The following is a 21,872-nucleotide window of genomic DNA, read 5'->3' on the forward strand; positions in this document are numbered from 1 at the left end:
CACCCGGATAACCACCCACCAGGAGGATATCTTCGTCATGTTGTCTTGCTATACTTGCTGCAGGTTTCCAAACTACAAGGAGAAGTACAAGGAGAGTTTCTATGTATCAGAGAACGAATGAACAGTCAGATGCCTACGATAGAAAAGAGCAGCAAGCCAGTTCGACCATCGAGCAGTATGCCACGACAGCCTTTGAATTACCTGGCCTGCGTATTGTAAGCAACCATGGTGTAGTGCGCGGGATCATTGTGCGTTCGCGCAGCATTGTGGGTCAGCTTGGCGCAGCCTTTCAATCAGTGAAAGGCGGCAATATCACCCTCTATACAAAGTTATGCGAAGACACGCGCCGAGATGCTTTTGAATTGATGATCAAGCATGCGACAGAGGTAGGAGCAAATGCGATTATTGGTATACGTTATGATGCAAACGAATTGGGAGATGGTGTCACCGAAGTTTTATGCTATGGCACTGCAGTTAGTGTAGCACCTCTGAATTAATAAGCAAAACATGGAGAAAGAATGGTAGCGAAAGCCATAGGATGGCTAACAGGATAACAAAGGAAAGCCTGATGGGGAATTTGATGCTGCTTGTCGGCAGGATTTCGCTGGCTATAAGCGCTGGCGCATCCATCTGTACGCTGCCTGGTCATAACAATATGCTTTCCTCTCTACACTGACTATGGCAGATCGCTACCACCTTCTGCCTGATGATTCTGCATGTGATCCTTTAAATAGGAGATTATATACTGAAGAAGCAGATCCGATTAAATGAAGGAATAAATGACATAAAAGAAAAATATCTAGCAGGATAGAGAGTAGAGAATATGGCGAATTCAGCGCAAATGATAAATAAAAAAACAGAAGGTGAAACGCAGGCTGAGAAGAGAAAAGATCGGCTACATTATGTGGATAATCTGCGCGTCTACCTGACCTGCCTGGTCATTTTGCACCATCTGGCCATGACCTATAGTGGTACGCCTGGATGGTACTATATGGAAACCACAAAAGATGCAGTTACCACACTCTTGCTTAGCGTCTTCCTTGTCGTGAATCAGATCTACTTTATGGGTTTCTTTTTCTTTATCTCAGGCTACTTCACTCCTGGCTCCTATGAGCGTAAAGGGGCTGGTACGTTTCTCAAGGAACGCCTTTTGCGCCTGGGTATCCCTTTGCTCGCCTTTGACCTGCTTCTTGACCCGCTCACTAAATATATTGGAGATGGATTGCCGCAGCCGTTCCAGCGTTTTTTTAGCGAGTATTTGCTAAATTTTTCGGGGCTGGCAAGAGGGCCACTATGGTTTGTCGATGTCTTACTTGCCTTCGCTCTTGCCTATGTAATCTGGCGCAAGCTGAAGCGTAACGGCGAGGCAGCAAAGCAGGTGACGCGACCATTTCCATCGGTGCAGGCCATCGCTCTGTTTGTGATAGGACTGGCTATAGTGACGTTTTTGACGAGAATCGATAGATCGATAGACGTATCGAAGTTTGGGATAGTAAACTTCTTGCTGCCACTCAGCATGTATCCTATCTCAGCCCAGTATATTAGCCTGTTTGTCCTCGGCATCATGGCCCATCGCTATAACTGGCTGGCAACTTTGCCAGAAAAAGCTGATAAAATATGTCTGTGGGTGCTATTGGGTAGCACGACTTTACTCCTTATAGCTTTTATGACGCTCAACGAAAAAACTGCTGTATATCTTCAAGGAGGATGGCACTGGCAGGCCTTTGCCTGGGATCTGTGGGAATGCACTTTTTGTGTAACTATGTGTATTGGCCTGCTTGTTCTGTTTCGCCGATATTGTAACACTGCTGGCAAACTGGCAACCTGGTTGAGCAGCAATGCTTATGCTGTCTATGTGCTCCATGCGCTGATTATAGTATCTCTATCATACGGGCTAAGAGGCTTGAATGTGTATCCGCTGCTCAAGTTCGTGTTAGTGGGAATCATTGCGCTTCCACTCTGCTTTGGGATCAGCCATCTTGTGCGCAAGCTTCCTCTGGCCAGCAAAATCTTATAAGTAGAGACAACGAGCTGTCTAACCTGGGGGCAGGGCAGAAGAAGCCCTGCCCTCGCTCGTTACTGAATACCCTATGTACTGCAATTCAAAGAGGAAGGCTTCATGTTTGCATGCTGCGGCTTTCCCTGCTTGGCTTTTCCTCCACTATCTCTGCTATTTCAACATGAGAGATGAAACAACATCTCTCCACATCTCAAAGTTAATTTCCTATAGCCATAAATGCATGAGCTGAAGGCCGAGCTGATGATTTTTGAGAATCGCCAGGATCAAGCATATAATGGAGGCATTGTTTTGATTACAAGAGATGTATAGGCTAGAAAGCCTGGCAAAGTTGATTCTACTGAAAGGGTGGCGTTATTTCAGAAACGCTATATGATTGAAGTATGCAGTACGACCTTATTATTCGCCATGCTCGCTTGCATCGTCGCGCTGAGCCCATTGATATTGCTGTGGCAAATGGAAGCTTTGCGCGCATTGCCCACGATCTCTCTGCGGAGAGTGCAGCCCATGAAATAGATGCGGCAGGTCATCTTGTTGTCCCTCCATTTGTCAACGCGCATGTCCATCTTGATGCCGTGCTGACTGTGGGGCAGCCGCGCTTCAATGCCAGCGGTACGCTGCTAGAAGGTATTCAGATCTGGAGCGAGCGCAAGCCGAGCCTGACCCATGAGGATGTGAAGCGGCGAGCTCTTGAAGAAATCCGTTGGGAAGTGGCGCAGGGCACCTTATATATCCGTAGTCACGTTGATGTGTGCGATCCCGAACTGACCGCCTTGCGCGCCTTATTGGAGGTGCGTGAAGAGGTGCGCGATATCTGTGAGCTGCAGCTGGTAGCCTTTCCCCAGGATGGTATTTTCTCTTTTCCCAATGGTCCTGAGTTGATGCGCCGGGCCATGGAACTGGGTTGCGATATTGTGGGTGGCATTCCTCATCATGAGTGGACCCGCGACATGGGGGTTGAGGATGTTCATTATGCTTTTTCTCTAGCAAAAGAGTTTAATCGCGATATTGATTGTCATTGTGATGAGACCGACGATCCGCTTTCGCGCTTTACCGAGGTAATGGCCGCCGATACCCTGCAACAGGGCTGGCAGGGACGTGTTACGGCCAGCCATTGTACAGCGATGCATTCCTATGATAATGCCTATGCCTTTAAGCTGATCCAGCTTTTGGCCCGAGCGCAGGTCAATGTGATTGCCAATCCATTCGACAATGTGGTGCTGCAGGGTCGTTTTGATACGTATCCCAAAAGGCGGGGAATCACGCGTGTGAAAGAACTCCTGGCAGGAGGAGTGAACGTAGCCCTTGGTCATGATTCGATTATGGACCCCTGGTTTCCTCTGGGCAAGGGCGATATGCTGGCGGCGGCTCAGCTGGCGCTTTTCTTGTGCCACATGAGCGGTTATGAGGAGATCAGCGATGTGCTCGATCTCATTACCATCCATGGGGCTCAAGCTCTGCGTATTCAAGAGCGCTATGGGATCGAGGAAGGCAAGCCGGCTAATTTCCTGATCCTTGATGCTCCTTCTGCCTTTGAGGCCTTGCGCCTGGTGCCCGCTCGCTTGCATGTATTCAAGCAAGGTCGAGAAGTTGCGCATACAGTGCCTTCGCATAGCGTTGTGAAGCGTGACGGTGAGAAAACAGGCAGAGAAGTCACTTATCGGCTCGACTAGGAAATAGGGCAAGCTCTTCTTCGCATGGGCTTGCCCTGAGCATCTCGACCTCACCTCTGCCCCGAGAGCACGAACCGCCAATCTGTCGAAGAGATATGCGGGCCTCACTTGGTTCCTCCATCTATTGTACGGAGCCAGTTTTCTATATCTACTGCTATATTCATCTGCTGTATTCTTTTATGCTGTTGTAGAATGACGATTTATTCATAAAGCATGAAATCCCGTGCAAATTGCAATTCCATCTGCTATAGTAGTGGAGGAATAATAAGGCGGTTAAGTCGTAAAGAGTTGGCTTATTTGGGGAACATTTGGGAATGATAGATGTGGAGCAACAATTTGAACAAATAAATGCGCCTGATGTAGTGACGGCCCTGCTTCATGAGTTTAGCGCCGTTACCGACTATCGAACCTTACGTGATAGTTTGCCCAGGCGTTTAGCCGATTTGCTCAAATGCCGTTGCGTATTATTTTATCAACGTCTTGGTGAAACTCTGCAGCTTGCCGGTGGCTCTTTTGATGATAGTCCGGGCTGGTCCGCCTCTTTACTGTCGGTCGCTCATATCAATCCTATTAGCCTCGATAGTGACTTGCCCGAAGCCTGTGCCTGGCGTGAAAGGCTGCTTGTGGCTGTCCCTGTTGACGCCCCGGCGCTTATTGCCACTCCTCTTATCTATCGCCATCGCGGTATTGGTATTCTTGTTGCGCTCCGGCAGAAAAATGAGGGAAAGAACACGTGCCCGGTATGCTGGGGCAGAGAAGAGGTGCGCGTGGTAGATGCGGTGGCTCATGTGGTGGCGTTGCTGCTGGAGAATACGCGCTTGCTGGAGAAGGATCGGGAGCGTATTCATGAACTCTCGCTTCTGAATAGTATCAGCAGCCAGATGAATTGCTCCATGTATGAAACGCAGCGGCTCAAGCATATCGTCATCCAACGCGCAAAGGAGATTTCGGCTGTCGATTTGTGTGCTTTTCTTGAGCCGCATACCGAGGCCGAGCCCATTCCGTGGATCACCTCTACCCTGCACGAATTGCTGTTTCAGCGTTTTCAGGAGCGGCGCACACTCTTGCCGTTGGTGCTGGAGCGCCCTGGAGATTTGAAGCATCCGCAAGCCTGCGAGTATCTCCATCAGTTACCTGAGAATATCAAAACTTTTTTTGCGGTGCCCTTGCTAAGTGGGCATGCAACGAGTAAGCGCGGAGGATCTTTACTGCGTGGAGGACTGGGGGCAGCGCAGGATAATGTCAGGGAGCCAAAGGTACTTGGTATCATTGTAGGGGCGTATCATCGGGCCTGGAAACTGCGCCGTGAAGAGGTGGTCTTGCTGCAGGTGCTGGCCAGCCAGGCCAGTGCGGTGCTGGAGAATATGCTGCTGGTCGCCGAAGTTGTGGAGGCGCGCAACGAGGCCCGTAAGCTGCTGCGTCAAGTGTTAAAGGATCAGCGTTTGAAAGAATTGATCCTGGAGAGCATTCCCAGTGGCCTGATCACTACAGATAGTAATGATTGTATTGCCACGTTTAATCGGGCGGCGGAGGCAATCCTTGGCTACCATCCCTGCGAAGTGCTGGGGCAGCCCTTGCATAAATTCCTTGACCTGAGAAACGCCTTTGGGGCTGGCTCCTCTTTGCCTGCGATAGGAACAGCGGTGGTGCAGGCGAGCAGGCCGAGAAGACATTATGCTGACGAACTGCACGGCGGTACGGTCATAACTGTTGATCGGCAAGGGCGTAATGTTGTGCTCGATGTTGATGTTTTGCCTTTGTGCGATGACCTTGGTGAGCAGATGGGCACCTTAGCCACCTTCATTGACGTCACTTCGGTCCATCGTTTGGAGGAAGAGAAGCGGCGCCTGGATCGTCTGGCCTCTCTTGGTGAGATGGCGGCAAATGTCGCTCATGAAGTGCGCAATCCTCTGGCCTCGATCAAAACTTCGATGCAGATTCTTATGGACGATCTGGCTAGCGATGAGCAGTCATCGCCTCCCGGCTATAGCGTGCAGCAGGCTACCTGGGCCCAGGAATCGATTGCTGTTGTGCTCAAAGAGGTCGAGCGTCTTGATAAGATTGTGCGTGACTTGCTGCTCTTTGCGCGTCCACGGCAGCTTCATCGCGTCAAATGTGACTTGATTGAAGTGAGTGATCGGGTATTGCTCTTGATCCAGGCGCAGTGCGCGGAGGCGAATGTCGCCGTTCATCGCGTCTATGAGCGCGTACCCTGCGTCTGGGTGGATATGGACCAGATAGAACAGATACTTCTCAATCTCTATATGAATGCAGTACAGGCGATGCCAGATGGGGGTATTTTGACTGTCGCCTGCCATGTTCTCGCAGAGGAGCAAGAGAGTTCTCCTGCTGAAGGAGAGGCCAACTGGGCTACAGGCGCGACGGCTGACAATAGGTATACAACTCGTGCTCTGCAGCACAGGCGTAGACATGAACCCCCACGGCAAGCCTGGCTAGAAATTGCCGTCAGCGATACGGGCGTAGGCATTCCACCCGAGCAGCTTGAACGCATTTTTCAGCCGTTTTTTACGACCAAAGCCCATGGTATTGGTCTCGGCCTGGCTATTACGCGACGTTTAGTTGAGGATCATGGGGGATATATGCAGGTGGAAGGACATCTAGGGTATGGGGCCACTATCTCCGTAAGGTTGCCTGTGATAACTGAAGCACCTGGTGATGTCTGTCCGTAAGCGAGTCATGAAGGGGGAGCGCAAGCGCTATGAGCCTGGGCATTCTGATCATTGATGATGAGCCATATTTACCCCATCAGTTCGCGCGCTACTTGCGCAAGTATGGCTATGAGGTATATACCGCCGCCAATGGGGAGGCGGGCTTGCAGGAATTGCAGAAGAACAACATTGATCTGGTCCTGCTTGATGTCCGCTTGCCGAAGTTAAGCGGCCTTGAGGTCTTGACTCGCATCCGCAAACAGGATCAGGAATTACCTGTGGTGATGCTGACGGCCTATGGCGATGTGCAAACCGCAGTTGCAGCTATGAAACTGGGGGCCTCGGATTATCTTTTGAAGGGCTTTGATCTTGACGAGCTTCTTCTTGTCGTGCAGCGGGCATTGGAGACAAGTTCCATGTCGCGCGAATTGCGTCAGCTGCGGCGCGAACGAAGGGATAATTATCACTTCAGCCATATCGTCGGTCACAGTGAGCGCATGCGCGAAGTGTTTGATCTGGTAGCTCGCGTGGCGCGTAGCGATGTGGCCTCTGTGCTCATAACAGGCGAGAGCGGCACCGGCAAAGAAGTTGTGGCGCGCGCTATTCATGAACAGAGTGCGCGCTCGGGTGGCCCTTTTCACCCGCTTAATTGTGCAGCAATAGCCACCAATCTCCTGGAGAGCGAGCTCTTTGGCTACGAGCAATATGCCTTCACCGATGCTAAGAAGCAAAAGCGCGGCCTGCTTGAACTGGCCGAAGGGGGGACGCTCTTTCTTGATGAGATCGGCGAGATGCCCTTGGATATGCAGGCCAAGCTCTTACGCGTTCTTGAGACGCGATCGTTCTTTCGTCTGGGAGGCGGTAAAGAGGTAAAGATTAATGTGCGTGTGCTGGCTGCTACGAATCGTGATCTTGAGAAGGCGATGAAGGACGGCGTGTTCCGCTCTGACTTGTACTTTCGCCTGGCTGTGCTCAAGATTCCGTTGCCGCCATTGCGCGAGCGGCCAGGCGATATTTTGTTATTCGCCTCGCATTTTATTGAAGATTTTAATAAGTCATTGGGGCGCAACGTGCGGCGCATCGCGCCAGAAATGCAGCGTTTACTGCTTGCATACCATTGGCCCGGCAATATCCGTGAGTTAAAAAATGTCATTGAGCGTGCAATGATCCTCAGCAGTAGTGACGAGCTCTTGCCGAGTCATCTGCCCCAAGAGATAGTGGGCTCAGCGAATGCGGAAGGGGCAGAACTGCAAGATCCTTGGGAGCAGTGGCTTCGTATGCATCCACAAGGGCCGGTCTCTTTCGATGATGTGGTGGGACGTTTTGAGCAACGTCTCATCCGTTGGGCGTTAGAGGCCACGAAGCATAATCGGACACGGGCGGCCGAATTGCTAGGTTTTACTAAAGTTGATTCGCTGCGTTACCTTATTCGCAAGCATAATATAGAATAACAGCCTAGAGCGAGTGCCGATTGTTCTGTGTATGCAGCGTGTTTTCAGGCATATCCAGCAATATCTCCTCTAACTCTTGCCAGACCTGTAGCTCCACCTCTGCGTTGTTGAGGTAGTGATGCTCATGGAGCGCAGCCTGAAACTTTTTCGTAACACGCTGGCGAAAAGTCGCCAGGAGCGGACGCTGAATTTTTGGATCAGGCAGAGCGCGTAGCTCTAATAAGTGCGGCGAATAAAACTCAGCTTTGTCAAAAGCCAGAGCAATAAGATTGCTAAAGGTCTCTAGTAAGTGGAGACGTTGTTGGGTGAAATAGGCGAGCTGCGTACTTGACGCAAGCAAACAACCGGCGATGCGTCCCTCAAAGCGAATGGGATGGGCTGCGGCACTCATCTCGTATGTGTCCTGAAGCCTTGGAGTTTCTTTGTTCTCTCTCAGGTCATCATCGTTGACGAAATGACGAACCTCTACTGCATAGCCTGAGAGCGATTCCAGGCCTAGGAAGAGCACATCGTGCTCAAGATCAGCCGTCCAGGGTGAAGTGCCTTTGCCTACACGTTCGCGTAAGCTGCGAATCTTGCCATCACGCGATGGTGGCATACATTGTACGACTTTGACAGCCATACCAAGATTATTGGGGTCGAGCTGGGTAAGCGCCTGCTTGAGCACAACTTCCGCTATGCGCCAGAAGCGTAAGCTTTCGGTAGTTGTCGTACGAATGTTGAGAACATTGACGAAAAACTCCGATGGGATTTCATCAATGCTGGCTTCCTTCAGCCAGGCCTGGATATCTGGATACTGTAGGGCAAGGGCGTCTAACAACTCTTGCCGATAGTTCGGGTGCACTACTTTTATCAATTGGACAAGATGATTTTTTTGCGGTTTGGATTCCCCGCTGGCCCAGCGCGTAAGGGTCATGGAGGTGACTCCCAGTGCCGTTGATAACCGCTGGCGCTCGTTGGGGGACTTAATTATCCCTTGTAGGACACTCGACCAGGGTGGAGGAGGCGTGGCCATAACTTTTTATCTGCCCCTTTTACTACTAAAATATCATCAAGCCTGCGCATATGATAACAGAGCCACGATGGAGAGTCAACTGTCAGTCCGTGTTTTGTATAAAAAAAAGCTTAAAGTTGGCACAATTAAGAGAGGTTTAATACAAGAATGAGAAGTTAGAGCGTCAGAGTTGTAAACTAGTTAACCTTGAGTCTGATTATCCACTACTAGTTGAGATAGCTGTATAAGTTCACTCAGAGCCAATGTTCTTAGAGACTATACGCGTTTCTTTAGGAAAAGAAGATGGGGTGGTATGGAACAACAGCAAATATTGAGCCATGTGAAGATGCGTATGGGCTTTCCACAACTTTTTTTGCGTTGAATATTGTTGTGCTAACGTTCAGTAGCGCTATTCGCAGATCTAAAGCACATAATGAGATCCATACATGTTCCTCTTCCTGTGCATGCATATCCTGTTTTCATCATAATACTTGTGGATAGCTATAAACTCCTATCTAAATAAAATAATTGACAAACATTAACCACAGTAGGATAATAATTTTGGCACAAATATGTTTTTTCATATGAGCTGAAAGAGCTAAAGGTTTTAAAAAATTTTGTAATATTAATAACTTATTTCATAGTGGAACAATGATCGATACTATTGCCGCGGATCTGTATGCCATCAATTCAGTCTCTGCCAGAATAAACGCCAGTTCTCAGGAAGAGCCCCAAACGCCTTATCCTTAAGTTAGCCTTAGCCAGCAATGACCCTGAATGTGCTTTTCCGGATTTAAAGAAGGGAGCCATCTAATCTATGGTACAGCCATTTCGTTTCGGCGTTATTGCCGAACATTTTCGTTCGGCAATCGATTGGTCTAATCTAGCTCGCAGAGCAGAAGAGTATGGATATGATTCATTCCTTGTTCCTCACCATATTTTTCATGCTCCTTTTACACTCCTTACCGCAGCAGCAGCAGCAACTACATCGCTAACAGTAGGAGCATCTGTTTTTAATATAGATATACTCCGCGATCCCGTCTTTCTGGCCACCGAGGCGGCGTCCCTCGATCAACTCTCAAATGGACGCCTCGAACTGGGACTCGGCTTTGGCTATGTGCGAGAAGAATATCGGCAGGTGGGCATTCCTTTCGAGCCGACAGATACGCGTATTCGTCGCTTTCAAGAGGCCTTGCAAGTCGTAAAGGCCTATTATCAGTCGGACGATCCGCTACGATTCGATGGAACGTACTATAAGATTGATTATCAGATGGAGAAGATTCGACCTTTCCAGCAGCCCCATCCTCCCATCTATATTGGTGGGGGGGCAAGCGTGTCCTGACAATTGCCGCCAGGGAGGCTGATATTGTAGGCATTGCTCCCCGAAATAGCCCATATGGCCTGGACAGCTCATCGATTACTGCTGAGGCTAGCGCACAAAAGGTGGCCTGGGTACAGCAAGCAGCAGGGGAACGCATGGCTCATATTAGGCTGGCCTCGCCTGTCTTCCATATTTCAATCACAAATGCTGATCCACTCACCATAGCCGCCCAGGTAGGCCACTATCTGGGAAAGCGTCTGTTTGTGCCCGGTCAATCAGTCACACCGGAGCAGATTCTCGATTCTCCTCATTTCTTGATTGGTGCGCCAGAACGAGTCTGCGAAATCCTTCTCGACCGGCGAGATCGCTATGGGATAGCTAACTTTACCATTGTGAGTGAGGCGATGGATAGCTTTGCTCCCATCGTTGCTGCTTTAAAGGGGAAGTGAGAGCATCTAGCCTGGCTGATGAGTTGTACCAGCCACGCTAGAGAAGCGATGTAGCTTAGCGGACGGACCGTATGGGGAAAATAAACATGGCTCCGATACAAGTTAAGATCGCCCCGAAGATAAAGAGCGCCGCATAGCTGTGGATGAGGGCGAGAACTAGCGCTACGACGAGGGGAACAAGCACCTGTAGTATCAAGTTAGCTGTATTTTGAATGCCCAGATCCTTTCCGCGATCCCGCTGGTCTGGCAATACCTGGGTCTGTAAGGCCAGATCGCCAGAGAGGAGGATTCCAAAGCCCAGCCCCAGAATACCAGCCGCCGTAAGCATCATAGGCCATACCGGGAAGAGCGCAATGATAATCAGGCTCACCACTATAATGAGGGCTGCTGCAATGACAAAGGCCTTGCGCCGTTGGAGGCGATCAGAGATGATCCCGCTGATAATCGTTGCAATGATTAATATCCCGGTAGAGATCAACTGGAAGAGCGCAACACCCTGGGCAGATGTCTGGCCGGGAAAGATCTTATCGTAATGGACAACATCCTGCAGATAAAATAGGAGATAGCCTACCACGGTGTAGTAACCGAAAATTACCAGGATGCGCCCAATCCAGGTAAAGGTAAAGTCGCGTGAGCGCAGTGGACGGAAAAAGCCGGCAAGAAATTGTCCAAGAGAGATGGGTGGTAGTGTTCCCGCAGGGAGAACGGCGTCCTTGATAAAAAAAACATAGAACGTAAGGACGACGAGTAATACTGCTGACAGGACGAAGTACAAAAGCTGAGTTGCCTTAATCGCCTGCGCTACCAGCGTTAGCCCCACAATAGTTCCCAGCGGTAAGGCCAGGCCTGCAAACCCAGAAACCGTAGCGCGCTGGCGTACCGGCACCTGATCAGGAACGAGTGCGGCCAGAGAGGCAATAATGAGATTCACACAAAACTGAAAAAGAATGACTCCAAGAGCTAAAAGAGCGATGCTAGGTGAAAAGGCGAGCAATACCAACGAGGCTGCAGATGAAATAGCACCCCCTAATATCCAGGGGCGCCTGCGCCCGAAGCGGGAAGTGGTGCGATCGGAGAGAGCCCCGGCCAGGAGGTTTCCTAGAATTGCTGCAATACCACCTGGCAGAGAGATCGCTGCTAATAAGGTAACCTTGTTGGCAGGATCAAGAGCCGCGATCTGGTCCGGTAATAATATTTGAAATGTTGGAAAGATCGATATCCAGACTACAAGGTTGGCAAGACTTAAAAGCAACTGCCAGCCAATTGATTGGGTTTTTTCGGGATGCTTGATCGCTTCTGGCAGCTTCTCTGTGAGTAAAGCATCATTCTGCTTTTCAGGATAGAGGGATGATTCGGCCATTTTTTAGCACTCCTTGCTGAAATAATATAAGAAGATGATACGTTAAGCTTTCTTGCTTCTTCTGATACTGATGAGCCTTCTGAACAGTATGTTTGTCTGTCAACTTTCCTCCCCTCGTTCGATTCTACTTTGCAAGAGATGAGAACTTCCATGTTTTTGACTCGTCTTAAGACTCGCATGCTTCTGATCTGCCATAAGCTCCATGGCAATTGCGTCAATGATTGGATTTCCCACGTAGCGAAGTTGCAATAGCTCTTGCTCATGCTTACTCGCACGTAGGGCTTCTAGGAGGAGCATGGCAGCCTGCCTGGTATGCTGAAGTTCATAGTCGCTTTGTATCGATCGTCGAATACGTGCAAGCAATATATTGAGCGAGTCTGCGATCGGTCCCAGGCTGGGGGAAGTAGGAATAGGAATACGTAGCTGCTGGTTACCATTAATTGTTTGTGTCAACATCTCGACCATTTGTGCGATGTCCTGATCGAGAACACTTTTTTCACGGGCGATACGGGCTTCTCGCTCGGCCTGGTCATGTTGTACCTTGGCAATCTTTTTGGCTCGGTCTCCCATCACTATAGCACATAGGACGCTGCGCATCACAGGGTAACAGACGCCTACTACGAAGATAAGTAGATAGAGAGGGCGGGTAACAACTTCATGGCCATCAAACTGCATGACCTGGATGAGATCCGGCGTGCGTGGCATAAAGGTGAATATCAAGCCAATAAAGGCCGCGTTGATGGCGGCTAAAATAAAGACGCTGGAAGGTGGCAGAAGCGCAAGCGCCACGAGTGTTGGTTCCACGACGATAATATCGAAGATAGGCAAGGTGAATGAATTTTGCCATTTATACAGGTAGCTTGATATATTAAGCTTGCTGGAATAGTCGAGGGAGAGAGAAAGAAGAGGTAAAGGAACAGGATATGTGTTCTCCTGCTTGCTAAATCTGCTTCTCCAGAACGCCTTGAAAGCGGCTCGTTGGTGGGTTTACAGGCATAAAAAAAGAGCCCATTCCATGATGATATTCATGTTAAGGCTCTTTATTTTAGCGAGGTTTAGCCCATACCACTGAGCATCTCAACCGGCTCATTAGAGGTATGCTTGGCCAATTCTTCTTCAGTCGGCTTGTAGGCATGTTTCTCAGCGGGTCCACCCGGTAGAGAGAACATCGTCGCGAAGCCGATAACGGCGAGAACAAGCATCAAGCCGTATACCCAGAAAAGGCTCTGCGAGAGGGCTGTCTGCAGCTGTGTCAAGAAAGCCATTGGCAACGAAGCTCGTAGCGCAGGCGTCAGCAGAACGTTTGCGGGAGCGATATCGTGCGGCAGACGGCTGGCAATATCAGCAAAGTGAGCATAGATGGGAGCAAAACGCACAGCCATTTGCGCGTTAAGGATCGTTCCCATAATCGCAACACCCACAGTTCCACCCATCGTGCGGAAAAATTGTGTGCTCGCCGTCGCCACGCCGCGTAGGTTCCACGGCACAGCATTCTGCACCGAGAGGATAAAGGCAGAACTGGCAAAACCCAGGCCAGCACCAATGAGCAGCATTGCTACAACGATAAAGGTAAGACTGGTCTGATCGTTGAAGAGGGCCGTCATGCCTACGCCTGCTGCCGCCCCAAGCATGCCAACTACAGCCGTGAAGCGATAGCCAAGCTTAATAATAATTTTGCTGCTAATGGTTGATGTAATCGGCCAGGCCAGCAGCAAGGGACCAAGCGTGATACCAGCACTCGTCGCGCTCCCACCTTTGACGCCCTGGACGAAGAGCGGTACATAAGTTGTAATGCCAAACATCAATATGCCCAGGACAATACCGCCAATGCTCGAAATGGTAATGATACGATTCTTAAAGAGCACAAATGGCAGAATAGGTTCCTCGGCACGCTGCTCGGCCCAGGCGAAGAGCCCAAAGAGTACGATTGTTGCAGCAAAAAGTGCAATACTCTGGAATGAGTTCCAGGCCCAGGATGTGCCGCCCTGCAGTAGCGCAAAGAGGAGCGCAACCACGCTTCCGGTGAGCGTCAAGGTGCCCAGGTAATCAAGGTGGTGCTTCTTACGCTCAACCGTCTCTTTGAAGGTAAAGATGAGCAACAGCATAGAGACCAGACCAAAGGGAATGTTGATAAAGAAGACCCAGTGCCAGGAAAAGTGATCGACGATCAAGCCTCCGACAAATGGGCCAACAATACTTGATAAACCCCAGACGCCACTAAAAAGCCCCTGGACCTTCGCGCGCTCTTCAAGATTAAAGATGTCGCCAATGATGGTAAGGACAATTGGCATGACCGCGCCGGCGCCCAATCCCTGGATTGCACGGAATACAATCAACTGCTCCATCGATTGTGCCAGTCCTGAGGTCACCGAACCAATGAGAAAGAGGGTCGTGCCAAACAAGAAGAGCGGTTTGCGTCCATAGAGGTCAGCAAGTTTGCCATAGATTGGGACCGTCGTTGTAGAGGTCAAAAGGTAGATAGAGAACACCCATGAATAGAGGGTGATACCGCCTAGCTTACCCACAATGCTGGGCATAGCTGTTCCCACAATAGTGGTGTCGAGCGCGGCCAGCGCCATGCCAAGCATTAAGGCAATTGTGATAATAAATTTTGCGTGCTTAGTCAATTCTGTAACCTTTGTGAAAATACACGAAGCTAAATGGAGATGGAAAATCGCCCTACCGCTGTAGGACGATCCCGAAGCATCCTTGAGTCTATCGATCTTGCAACATTGCAAGCCACAGTTATTATGTTTTACTTCTGATCTAACACCAAAGGCGTGCTTATTTATTCCAATATATCGTTGGCAATTGTAAGAGTATTCCTTATCACTATTTGGCACTTCGCCATTGAGAGGAGCCCCGAGAAGGAAATAGCCGTGCTTCCTGATTACCACACGCGCTTCCCTCCTTTATTCTCACGATGCTTTTCACCTCGTCCCAGGCGAGATTCGCAGTGCCATAAGACAAGGCCTGAGCAATGACAATCTTAGCGGGGAAGATTTGCGCTAGCGGTCTGTCTACCTTTTGTAAGCCAGAATGGATGAGGACAGCTTAGAGACCTACGGAGAGGTTGTGTGCCTGGCGGAGGCGCTTGTCTTTGGAAGATGGTTGTAGCGAAGGTCATCCAGAGACCAGACCAGGTGAGAGAAGCTGAAAGGACTTCAGATGCGCGATCTAATCTCCTTTTAACCAGACAACTAGAAGGGAATGTGCGATAGAATCAATGTATCTCTCTAGCAAATCTAATCGATGCTCTCAACTCCTCGTCTTTCTCGTTGCTACCATTCTAGGTCTGAGTATGGTTTCCTCTCATCTTGATCTCATCGTTCTTAGGTAAGTGGTTTTCGTCTGTCTTATTTCATTATCGCTTTCAACGAGGGGGGTTCTGATATCGCCTCTCATGTGAAGCTGGCACTCTCTCATACCGCTGATGGAATGATGAGTGTCAGCAAGCAAGAGAGTCCCGCGTTGTATGCGATGCTTCAATTGAAAGCTGATACTCTCGCAGCACAGGCCGAGCAATCTGCAGAAATTTCGGTGGAGAAGTGGTTGAAAGCCAGCACCTTTCTGAACAGCGAGCCGATTGGGCTCCCCGTATAGAATACTGATATCGATGCCTACTTAGATCGCTGCTCAGAGAGGATACGCGCTCTTGCTTGCAGCGCGGGAACATGCTCAAGATCGTGCGTGAACACGTTATCTAACGCTGCCAGCGCTTCGTCATAATGCCTCTCCTTCTCAAGCAGGAGCGCTTTGAGGTAATGGGAACCTATGAGGATCTGCCTATCTTTAGGCAGATTTGCGCGCTTGATCGCTTCCTCTACAGCCTGCATTGCCTCTTGCTCGCAGCCAAGCTCTTCAAGCGTTACCGCTCGACCAGCATATACTCGTGAATCACGCGGTCTGAGCCGTTGTGCCTGCTCATCTACCTGTAACGCCTCCTGATATTTCCTCTGCTGCTTTAGCTGTGTTGCCTGTGTGATCAAGGTCTCAAATGAAGGAGGCGTACTCGCTTGCGCAGATGCTGAAGCGCTTTGCGGCTTTTCTTGGAAGTCTCACCAATATCTACTTTTGTTTATCCTGAACTAGCTCTACTTTTCTATCAACCCTTATCACATTTGCTTATATTGTACTCACATATCCGTCATTTAACTATAATGCACTTCACATTTCTCAGTAGGTGACTATGCTACAAGCAAAGAAAACCTCTTCTCTCAGACGCCCGCTCTATGTTATGGTTGATGTATACCATGCTTCATCGGTCCCCTATGGAACCACATAGAGATGAAAGCAGGAGGCCGAGAGAAGCGTCATGAACAGCGCTCTTCTCATTTCCTGTCCCAGCATCGGAAATTTCTTAGCAAACCAATGGTTTTTGGCACTCACGGCTCAGGCGAGAAGAGACCTGAGCCATGTTCCTTTTTCAAGATATCTCCATTATAGCCATCCGCTTAAGCAGAGCATATGGTAATCTGCCAAGGGGTCGAGTGAGTTGAAGCGTGCTCGATCACAGGTTCAATAGGCAAGAAACAGCAACGCCGTCAGACAGAGGACAAGAAGCCCACTCACACAAATCTATACTATGCGACAAAGCCATGCGTGTCTGGGCTAGAAGGCCTCATCTCATTGTTTCCCCTTTTTCATATCTGCGTGCTGTTTACCGTCACCCAGATCTCTTCACGTGGGCGTAAGGTCAGCAGAGGATCAGGCGCCACTACCGTAGCAGAAAGAAGCTGGACGTGATAGTGAGACAAGATCGTTGCTAGGATCAATTGAGCTTCGATGAGGGCAAACTGGTTGCCAATACACTGGTGCGGACCACCTCCGAAGGGAAAGAAGGCAAAGCGTGGGCGTGTTGCGCTTCGCTCAGCAGAGAAGCGTTCAGGGTCGAACGCGTCTGGTCGCTCCCAGAGCGCAGGATGATGATGGGTCACGTAGGCAGAGACCAGGACAAAGCTTCCACGAGGTATCCGGTACCCTCCAATCGTATCCTCCTCGTGGGCACGGCGACTGAAGCCCCACGACGACGGATAGAGGCGTAGGGCCTCCTCAATGACCATACGGGTCAGAGGAAGCTGTGTAAGATCTTCGACGGTAGGAGGGCGTCCCTTCAACACTTCTTGATATTCTTTCCGCAGGTGTCCTTGCATCTCGGGGTGCTTTGAGAGCAGGAAGAACGTCCATGAGAGCGTGTTGGCAATCGGTTCGAGCCCGGTCAGCAGCAGAGTCATCACCTCGTCACGGACCTGTTCATCTGTCATACCCTCGCCTGTCTCCTCGTCTTGGGCTTGCAGGAGGAGGGCGAGCAGATCATCGTGATCGGGGATGGAGCGGCGGGCGCCAATCATCTGCTCAACGACGGTAGAGAGGGCACAGCGAGCAACATTGAGACGATGACGGTGTGGAGTGGGCAAAAACAGCAGCCACGGCTGATACAGCGCTTCCGAAAGCACGTGATTGAGGGTCGTGAGTGCTTGTCCAATGCGTGCGACTTCGGCACTCAGATCTATGCCAAAGAGGGCTTTGCCAACAATACGCAACGTCAGAGCCGTCATTTCCTGGGTGAGGGCAAGTGGCCTACCAGTTCCGAGAAAACCAGCGGTTTCCCATTGCGCCATACGTTCCAGCGTGGTGGTCGTCATCAGGTCAGCAAGGGCCAGAAGCCGTTGTCTGTGAAAGGCTGGCTGCATCAGGCGGCGCTGTCGGCGCCACAGCTTGCCATCGCTGGTCACCAGTCCATTGCCAAGCACTGGGCGGAGCACGTGATAGTCAGGTACATCCCTGCCGTAGTTCAGGTGATTCTCCTGAAGCAGATGGCGGACACCATCGGGGTGAAAGACAGCGGTAAAGGAGCCCAGGAGTATGGGAACCCTTACGACATCTCCATAGCGCTCGCGCATTTCCAGGAGAAAACCAGGCCCATCCTGCATGAGACGGCGAGTATTCTGCGCAAACGTGTGCCAAGCAGGACCAGGCGGACGACGGCCTCCCTTTCCTGAAAGGCGAGCGTCACCAACCGGAGTTGAGGTCATGTGGAACATAGGTGAGTTTCCTTTCTGCATGCTTCATCCTCAAAGCTATCTTTCTCCTCACACCAGGGGGTTCCATGAGCAGCGGTGAATTGCCCATAGCTAATGAGATTGATGGCGCCAGAGGAAACGATGTGGGCGTTTGTGGCAGCGAAGCCGCCTTGACGGGCCTGGAGAGGGGTAGGGTTATGATGCACCAAGAGAGCCATCAGGGCGCAGCAGAACGGTTTTCTCATGTAATTTCCTCTTTTCTTTTCCTCAAATGAGAAAACGCCTCCCTCCTCTTTCTAGTATACGCGTAGCGCGAAAAGCATGCCCCGTCCACCCGAGAGGAGTACCAGCAGTGAGGAAGGTCACCGATTTTTACCTCATCACCGAGCAGAGCGATTTGTCCTCAAAGGCCTCACCACTTTTAGCTCAGATGCTTCTTCCTTTACCACGCGCCTCCTCGCTCTTGCCCTTGATCCCAAGAAACTAGCGATTTTTGACACACACTGCTCAGGTGAGAAGAGATCAGTGCCATTTTTCTTTCTCACGGTATTTCATCAAAGCCATATGTTCTGCCTGTGCATATGGTAATCTGTCAAGGATCGAAGGAGTTGAAGTGCGCTCAATCTCCAAGGTCATAGCATGATGTTTGAAATTCCAGGGGGCTTGCTGGAACAGACCCGAGGGTCGGAGAGGCCAGGGCATCATCGAGGACAGGGCCCTCGGACTATTGCGTTCAAAGATCTCAATAGCGATGGGAAGCCTGACATGGTATTGACGGTAAACCATGGAGGGCAGGCGTGGATCAATTGGGGGAGAGCAGTTTCGTCTGCCAAAGCTGGAGAACTGGCAGGATAGGAGAGCATCACCATGGATGAGGATATTCTAGAGACCTGTGGAGAGATCGTGCGCCAGGCCGAAGCACGCTTGGTTGAAGAGCAAACCGGGCAGACGAGAGAGGAGTACCTGGATATTCTTGTCCAGCGTAGACGATTGCAAGAAGCTGTCACATTCCCGCTTCGCGTGCTGTCACTCATGATGCTCTGCCATGACCCTTCTCATTCTTTACAAGCCTTGCGCATCTGCCACCTGATCTGGCGGAGAGCGCAGCACGAGGTGATGAGTTCCCAGATAGGGGATGGCCGCGTTGGTGGTGTGTACCCTCCTATCCCTCTGTGCCGACCTGCTCCCGTGATGTCTTAGCACCTCCTACGGCCGGAGGACGAGCTTGAGAAACCACGAGGACCTCAAGCTCGTTCTCTAGAATAGCTCAAAGAAGCTGAAGAACGTCAGGGATTACTCTCCTGCTTCCGCGTTGGCGTGCAACTCCGTTTCCCTGTGATTCTCAGCCTGCTGGGGGGCGACTTTGGGTGTGTGCTCACGCAGGAGCTGATAGAGGATAATCGCAGCAAAGGTTGCGGTGCCGATCCCACCAAGGGAGAAACCGGCGATGTTGATGGTGAAATTGCCAGCCCCCAGGATAAGTGCCACGGCTATCGTGATCAGATTGCGGCTCTGAGAAAAATCGACGTTGTTTTGCACCCAGATCCGCGCGCCGGTTGCCGCGATCAGGCCAAAGAGGACGATGGCCAATCCCCCGATGACGCCGGAAGGAATGCTGGCAATCAAGGCACCAAATTTTGGAGAGAAGCCAAGGAGAATGGCGACAAGCGCACTGATGATAAAGATAAGCGTGGAGTAGATGCGCGTCACCGCCATGACCCCGATATTTTCCGCGTAGGTCGTCACTCCAGTGCCGCCGCCAAAGCCCGAGACGATCGTCGAGAGCCCATCACCAAGAAAGGCACGGCCCAGATAGGTATCCAGGTTGCGCCCGGTCATGGCTTCAATAGCTTTGATATGGCCAAGATTCTCTGTCACCAGGATGATGGCTACCGGGGCAATCAGCGCTATAGCATGCGGCTGAAAGGTGGGTGCAGTAAAGTTGGGCAGGCCGACCCAGGCAGCTTTTTGCAGGTTGGTGAAATCAATGGCTTTGCCCAGGCCCAGGCCATTGGCCAGCAGAGCATAGATCACATAGCCAATGATGCCGCCGAGGAGAATAGGAAGACGCTTGAGTGCGCCCGGAGCATAGATGGCGACGAGGGCCACGGCAAGCACCGTGATCACCGCCATCCAGGTATCGAAAGGCGTGCCCGCCGTATCGCTGATAGCTGTGGGAGCGAGGTTCAAGCCAATGATGGCGACGACGGCGCCGGTGACGGGTGGAGGAAGGAGAAATTCGATCCATTTGTAGCCGACGAGCATCACGAGAATGCCGATGAGGGCATAGACGACGCCAGCGGCGATAATGCCGCCGAGGGCAACGGAGATGTGCGGGTTGAGGCCCTTGCCGGCGTAGGCGCTGGCGGCGATGACGACAGCAATGAAGGAAAAACTTGAGCCAAGATAACTGGGGACGCGTCCCCCGACGACCACAAAGAAAAGAAGCGTACCAATGCCAGAAAAAAAGATAGCCGTGTTCGGGTCGAAACCCATAATTATGGGAGCCAGGACTGTGGAGCCAAACATGGCGAGCACATGTTGCAGCCCCACGAGAATGGACTGCCCCCAGGGGAGCCGTTCATCCGGTGCTATAATTCCCTCTTGCTTGAGGGTCCAGCCTGTGAAATATCCACGCTTTTCGGCTGTTGCCATACGTAATAGTCCTCCTTAAAAAAAAGGGATAATGAGATAAGTGCAAAGTTAAGTGAAGAACTGAGAGATGCTTGAGCGTAAAAGACCTCCTTTCGAAGAAACTATAGTAGTAAACGATACGAATATCCGTTTGTCAATCTTTGCTCTGAGTACAGAGTGCTCTCCTTTAAGCTGCTCCCTGGAATGGTGTCGTGTGAGAAATTGGGCCAGAAGGAACTAATGCCAGCTTTTTCTCAGATCCTGATGATACCTGGGTTTTACTGAGATAAATAGAATGGGAGCGTATATTCGCCCCTATCTGGAGTCAGGAAAAATCCAAGTACCTGTCTTGCCATCAAGAGCCTGAGTTATTGCCTCCGGCCTGGTAATGAGAACGGCTTTGCCGCCGTTCTGCAGATACTCGATAGCTGCACAAATCTTGGGTTCCATGCTGCCTCTGGCAAAATGCCCTTCGTTGAAATAGCGCAGTATTTCGCTGAGTGTGAGTTTGGAGAGATCCTGTTGATTTGGGCCATGATAATTCAAGGCAACTTTTTCGACTCCTGTGGAGATCAAGAGGAGATCGGCCTGCAATGTACTGGCCAGCAGGCTACTCGCAAGATCTTTATCAATAACTGCTTGAGTGCCTATGAGAGTGCCGTAGGTATCGATTATAACCGGAATGCCGCCACCGCCTGCACTGATTACGATGAGTCCCGCTTGAAGCATATGCGCGATGGCTTCGCTTTCCATAATTTGGCATGGATGGGGTGAAGGAACGGCTCTCCGCCAACCGCGTCCGGCATCTTCCATCATGGCCCAACCATACTCGCGCTGCTTTTGCTCTGCTTCAGTTGCCGTATAGAATGGTCCTATGGGTTTACTCGGCTGTTGGAAGGCAGGATCATCAGGGTCGACAAGCGTATGGGTAAGCAAGGCCACAACTTGCTTGTTCAGGCTGCGCCTCCGCAATTCATTGCTTAAGGCTTGTTGGAGCGCATATCCGATGCTTCCTTGCGATTCCGCTACGGCGATATCAACAGATATGGTATAATCCAACTCTTTTCGGGCTATCTCTGCCTGAAGAAGGATGAGACCAACTTGCGGGCCGTTGCCATGGGTGAGCACAACTTGCCAGCCGCGAAGGATCATCTCGACAATATGGATGGCTGTCTCTTGTAGGGCTTTCTGCTCGCCTGCTACTGATTGACACGTAGCATTTTCAACGAGCGAATTGCCGCCAATAGCGATCACTGCAAGTCGGGACATCGTGTCATCTCC

At 50.7% G+C, this 21,872-nt stretch carries 17 protein-coding genes; 8 read left to right on the plus strand and 9 right to left on the minus strand.

Features of this window, described 5'->3' with window-relative positions:
- Positions 1–101: 101 nt before the first annotated feature.
- From EPA93_RS44955 to EPA93_RS44975, 5 genes are all read left to right on the plus strand, one after another.
- Positions 102–497, plus strand: a complete 396-nt coding sequence (locus EPA93_RS44955) for a YbjQ family protein (protein ID WP_129893807.1) — start codon at positions 102–104, stop codon at positions 495–497.
- 326 nt (positions 498–823) lie between these two features.
- Positions 824–2,017 carry an acyltransferase gene (locus EPA93_RS44960; RefSeq protein WP_129893808.1) on the plus strand — a complete coding sequence of 398 codons (1,194 nt, stop codon included), beginning with the start codon at positions 824–826 and terminating at the stop codon, positions 2,015–2,017.
- 383 nt (positions 2,018–2,400) lie between these two features.
- Positions 2,401–3,690 carry a cytosine deaminase gene (locus tag EPA93_RS44965; RefSeq protein WP_129893809.1) on the plus strand — a complete coding sequence of 430 codons (1,290 nt, stop codon included), beginning with the start codon at positions 2,401–2,403 and terminating at the stop codon, positions 3,688–3,690.
- 314 nt (positions 3,691–4,004) lie between these two features.
- Complete coding sequence (locus EPA93_RS44970) at positions 4,005–6,380, plus strand: two-component system sensor histidine kinase NtrB (protein ID WP_129893810.1); 2,376 nt, start codon at positions 4,005–4,007, stop codon at positions 6,378–6,380.
- A gap of 29 nt (positions 6,381–6,409) precedes the next feature.
- Positions 6,410–7,810 carry a sigma-54-dependent transcriptional regulator gene (locus tag EPA93_RS44975; RefSeq protein WP_129893811.1) on the plus strand — a complete coding sequence of 467 codons (1,401 nt, stop codon included), beginning with the start codon at positions 6,410–6,412 and terminating at the stop codon, positions 7,808–7,810.
- 4 nt (positions 7,811–7,814) lie between these two features.
- Here EPA93_RS44975 and EPA93_RS44980 read toward each other — a convergent pair whose 3' ends face one another.
- Complete coding sequence (locus EPA93_RS44980) at positions 7,815–8,825, minus strand: GAF domain-containing protein (RefSeq protein WP_129893812.1); 1,011 nt, start codon at positions 8,823–8,825, stop codon at positions 7,815–7,817.
- Between the two features lie 796 nt (positions 8,826–9,621).
- On the opposite strand from EPA93_RS44980, the gene EPA93_RS44985 reads away from it, so the two are divergent.
- Together EPA93_RS44985 and EPA93_RS44990 are read left to right on the plus strand one after the other, a co-directional pair.
- Positions 9,622–10,146, plus strand: coding sequence for an LLM class flavin-dependent oxidoreductase (locus EPA93_RS44985; protein ID WP_129893813.1), 525 nt, complete (start codon positions 9,622–9,624; stop codon positions 10,144–10,146).
- A gap of 134 nt (positions 10,147–10,280) precedes the next feature.
- Complete coding sequence (locus EPA93_RS44990; RefSeq protein ID WP_129893814.1) at positions 10,281–10,574, plus strand: hypothetical protein; 294 nt, start codon at positions 10,281–10,283, stop codon at positions 10,572–10,574.
- 55 nt (positions 10,575–10,629) lie between these two features.
- Here EPA93_RS44990 and EPA93_RS44995 read toward each other — a convergent pair whose 3' ends face one another.
- From EPA93_RS44995 to EPA93_RS48865, 6 genes are all read right to left on the minus strand, one after another.
- Complete coding sequence (locus EPA93_RS44995) at positions 10,630–11,934, minus strand: MFS transporter (RefSeq protein ID WP_129893815.1); 1,305 nt, start codon at positions 11,932–11,934, stop codon at positions 10,630–10,632.
- 99 nt (positions 11,935–12,033) lie between these two features.
- Positions 12,034–12,762: a hypothetical protein gene (locus tag EPA93_RS45000; RefSeq protein WP_129893816.1), complete on the minus strand. Its 729-nt coding sequence runs from the start codon at positions 12,760–12,762 to the stop codon at positions 12,034–12,036.
- Between the two features lie 227 nt (positions 12,763–12,989).
- Positions 12,990–14,561, minus strand: a complete 1,572-nt coding sequence (locus EPA93_RS45005; RefSeq protein WP_129893817.1) for an MDR family MFS transporter — start codon at positions 14,559–14,561, stop codon at positions 12,990–12,992.
- A 993-nt stretch (positions 14,562–15,554) separates the two neighbouring features.
- Positions 15,555–15,923: a hypothetical protein gene (locus EPA93_RS45010; RefSeq protein WP_129893818.1), complete on the minus strand. Its 369-nt coding sequence runs from the start codon at positions 15,921–15,923 to the stop codon at positions 15,555–15,557.
- Positions 15,924–16,577: 654 nt separating this feature from the next.
- Positions 16,578–17,978: a cytochrome P450 gene (locus EPA93_RS45015; protein WP_165423814.1), complete on the minus strand. Its 1,401-nt coding sequence runs from the start codon at positions 17,976–17,978 to the stop codon at positions 16,578–16,580.
- Positions 17,966–18,202: a hypothetical protein gene (locus tag EPA93_RS48865; RefSeq protein WP_165423815.1), complete on the minus strand. Its 237-nt coding sequence runs from the start codon at positions 18,200–18,202 to the stop codon at positions 17,966–17,968. Before EPA93_RS48865 ends, EPA93_RS45015 begins: the two co-directional genes overlap by 13 nt.
- 622 nt (positions 18,203–18,824) lie before the next feature.
- On the opposite strand from EPA93_RS48865, the gene EPA93_RS45020 reads away from it, so the two are divergent.
- On the plus strand, positions 18,825–19,157 hold the full coding sequence (locus EPA93_RS45020) for a hypothetical protein (protein ID WP_129893820.1): 333 nt from the start codon (positions 18,825–18,827) through the stop codon (positions 19,155–19,157).
- A 93-nt stretch (positions 19,158–19,250) separates the two neighbouring features.
- Here the strand turns inward: EPA93_RS45020 and EPA93_RS45025 are convergent, their stop codons facing one another.
- Both EPA93_RS45025 and arcC read right to left on the minus strand, forming a co-directional pair.
- Positions 19,251–20,612: a solute carrier family 23 protein gene (locus tag EPA93_RS45025; protein WP_129893821.1), complete on the minus strand. Its 1,362-nt coding sequence runs from the start codon at positions 20,610–20,612 to the stop codon at positions 19,251–19,253.
- 294 nt (positions 20,613–20,906) lie between these two features.
- Positions 20,907–21,860: a carbamate kinase gene (gene arcC / locus EPA93_RS45030; protein WP_129893822.1), complete on the minus strand. Its 954-nt coding sequence runs from the start codon at positions 21,858–21,860 to the stop codon at positions 20,907–20,909.
- Positions 21,861–21,872: the final 12 nt, after the last annotated feature.

It is taken from the genome of Ktedonosporobacter rubrisoli (assembly GCF_004208415.1).
Classification (GTDB): Bacteria; Chloroflexota; Ktedonobacteria; order Ktedonobacterales; family Ktedonobacteraceae; genus Ktedonosporobacter; species Ktedonosporobacter rubrisoli.

What these genes read in the sequence shown, in the direction of transcription:
- EPA93_RS44975 (WP_129893811.1), top strand. Translation starts at nt 6,410, where the DNA reads ATGAGCCTGGGCATTCTGATCATTGATGATGAGCCATATTTACCCCAT.
- EPA93_RS44955 (WP_129893807.1), top strand. Translation starts at nt 102, where the DNA reads ATGTATCAGAGAACGAATGAACAGTCAGATGCCTACGATAGAAAAGAG.
- EPA93_RS44995 (WP_129893815.1), bottom strand. Translation starts at nt 11,934, where the DNA reads ATGGCCGAATCATCCCTCTATCCTGAAAAGCAGAATGATGCTTTACTC.
- EPA93_RS45020 (WP_129893820.1), top strand. Translation starts at nt 18,825, where the DNA reads ATGGATGAGGATATTCTAGAGACCTGTGGAGAGATCGTGCGCCAGGCC.
- EPA93_RS44985 (WP_129893813.1), top strand. Translation starts at nt 9,622, where the DNA reads ATGGTACAGCCATTTCGTTTCGGCGTTATTGCCGAACATTTTCGTTCG.
- EPA93_RS44965 (WP_129893809.1), top strand. Translation starts at nt 2,401, where the DNA reads ATGCAGTACGACCTTATTATTCGCCATGCTCGCTTGCATCGTCGCGCT.
- EPA93_RS44990 (WP_129893814.1), top strand. Translation starts at nt 10,281, where the DNA reads ATGGCTCATATTAGGCTGGCCTCGCCTGTCTTCCATATTTCAATCACA.
- EPA93_RS44970 (WP_129893810.1), top strand. Translation starts at nt 4,005, where the DNA reads ATGATAGATGTGGAGCAACAATTTGAACAAATAAATGCGCCTGATGTA.
- EPA93_RS45015 (WP_165423814.1), bottom strand. Translation starts at nt 17,978, where the DNA reads ATGTTCCACATGACCTCAACTCCGGTTGGTGACGCTCGCCTTTCAGGA.
- EPA93_RS44980 (WP_129893812.1), bottom strand. Translation starts at nt 8,825, where the DNA reads ATGGCCACGCCTCCTCCACCCTGGTCGAGTGTCCTACAAGGGATAATT.
- arcC (WP_129893822.1), bottom strand. Translation starts at nt 21,860, where the DNA reads ATGTCCCGACTTGCAGTGATCGCTATTGGCGGCAATTCGCTCGTTGAA.
- EPA93_RS48865 (WP_165423815.1), bottom strand. Translation starts at nt 18,202, where the DNA reads ATGAGAAAACCGTTCTGCTGCGCCCTGATGGCTCTCTTGGTGCATCAT.
- EPA93_RS44960 (WP_129893808.1), top strand. Translation starts at nt 824, where the DNA reads ATGGCGAATTCAGCGCAAATGATAAATAAAAAAACAGAAGGTGAAACG.
- EPA93_RS45025 (WP_129893821.1), bottom strand. Translation starts at nt 20,612, where the DNA reads ATGGCAACAGCCGAAAAGCGTGGATATTTCACAGGCTGGACCCTCAAG.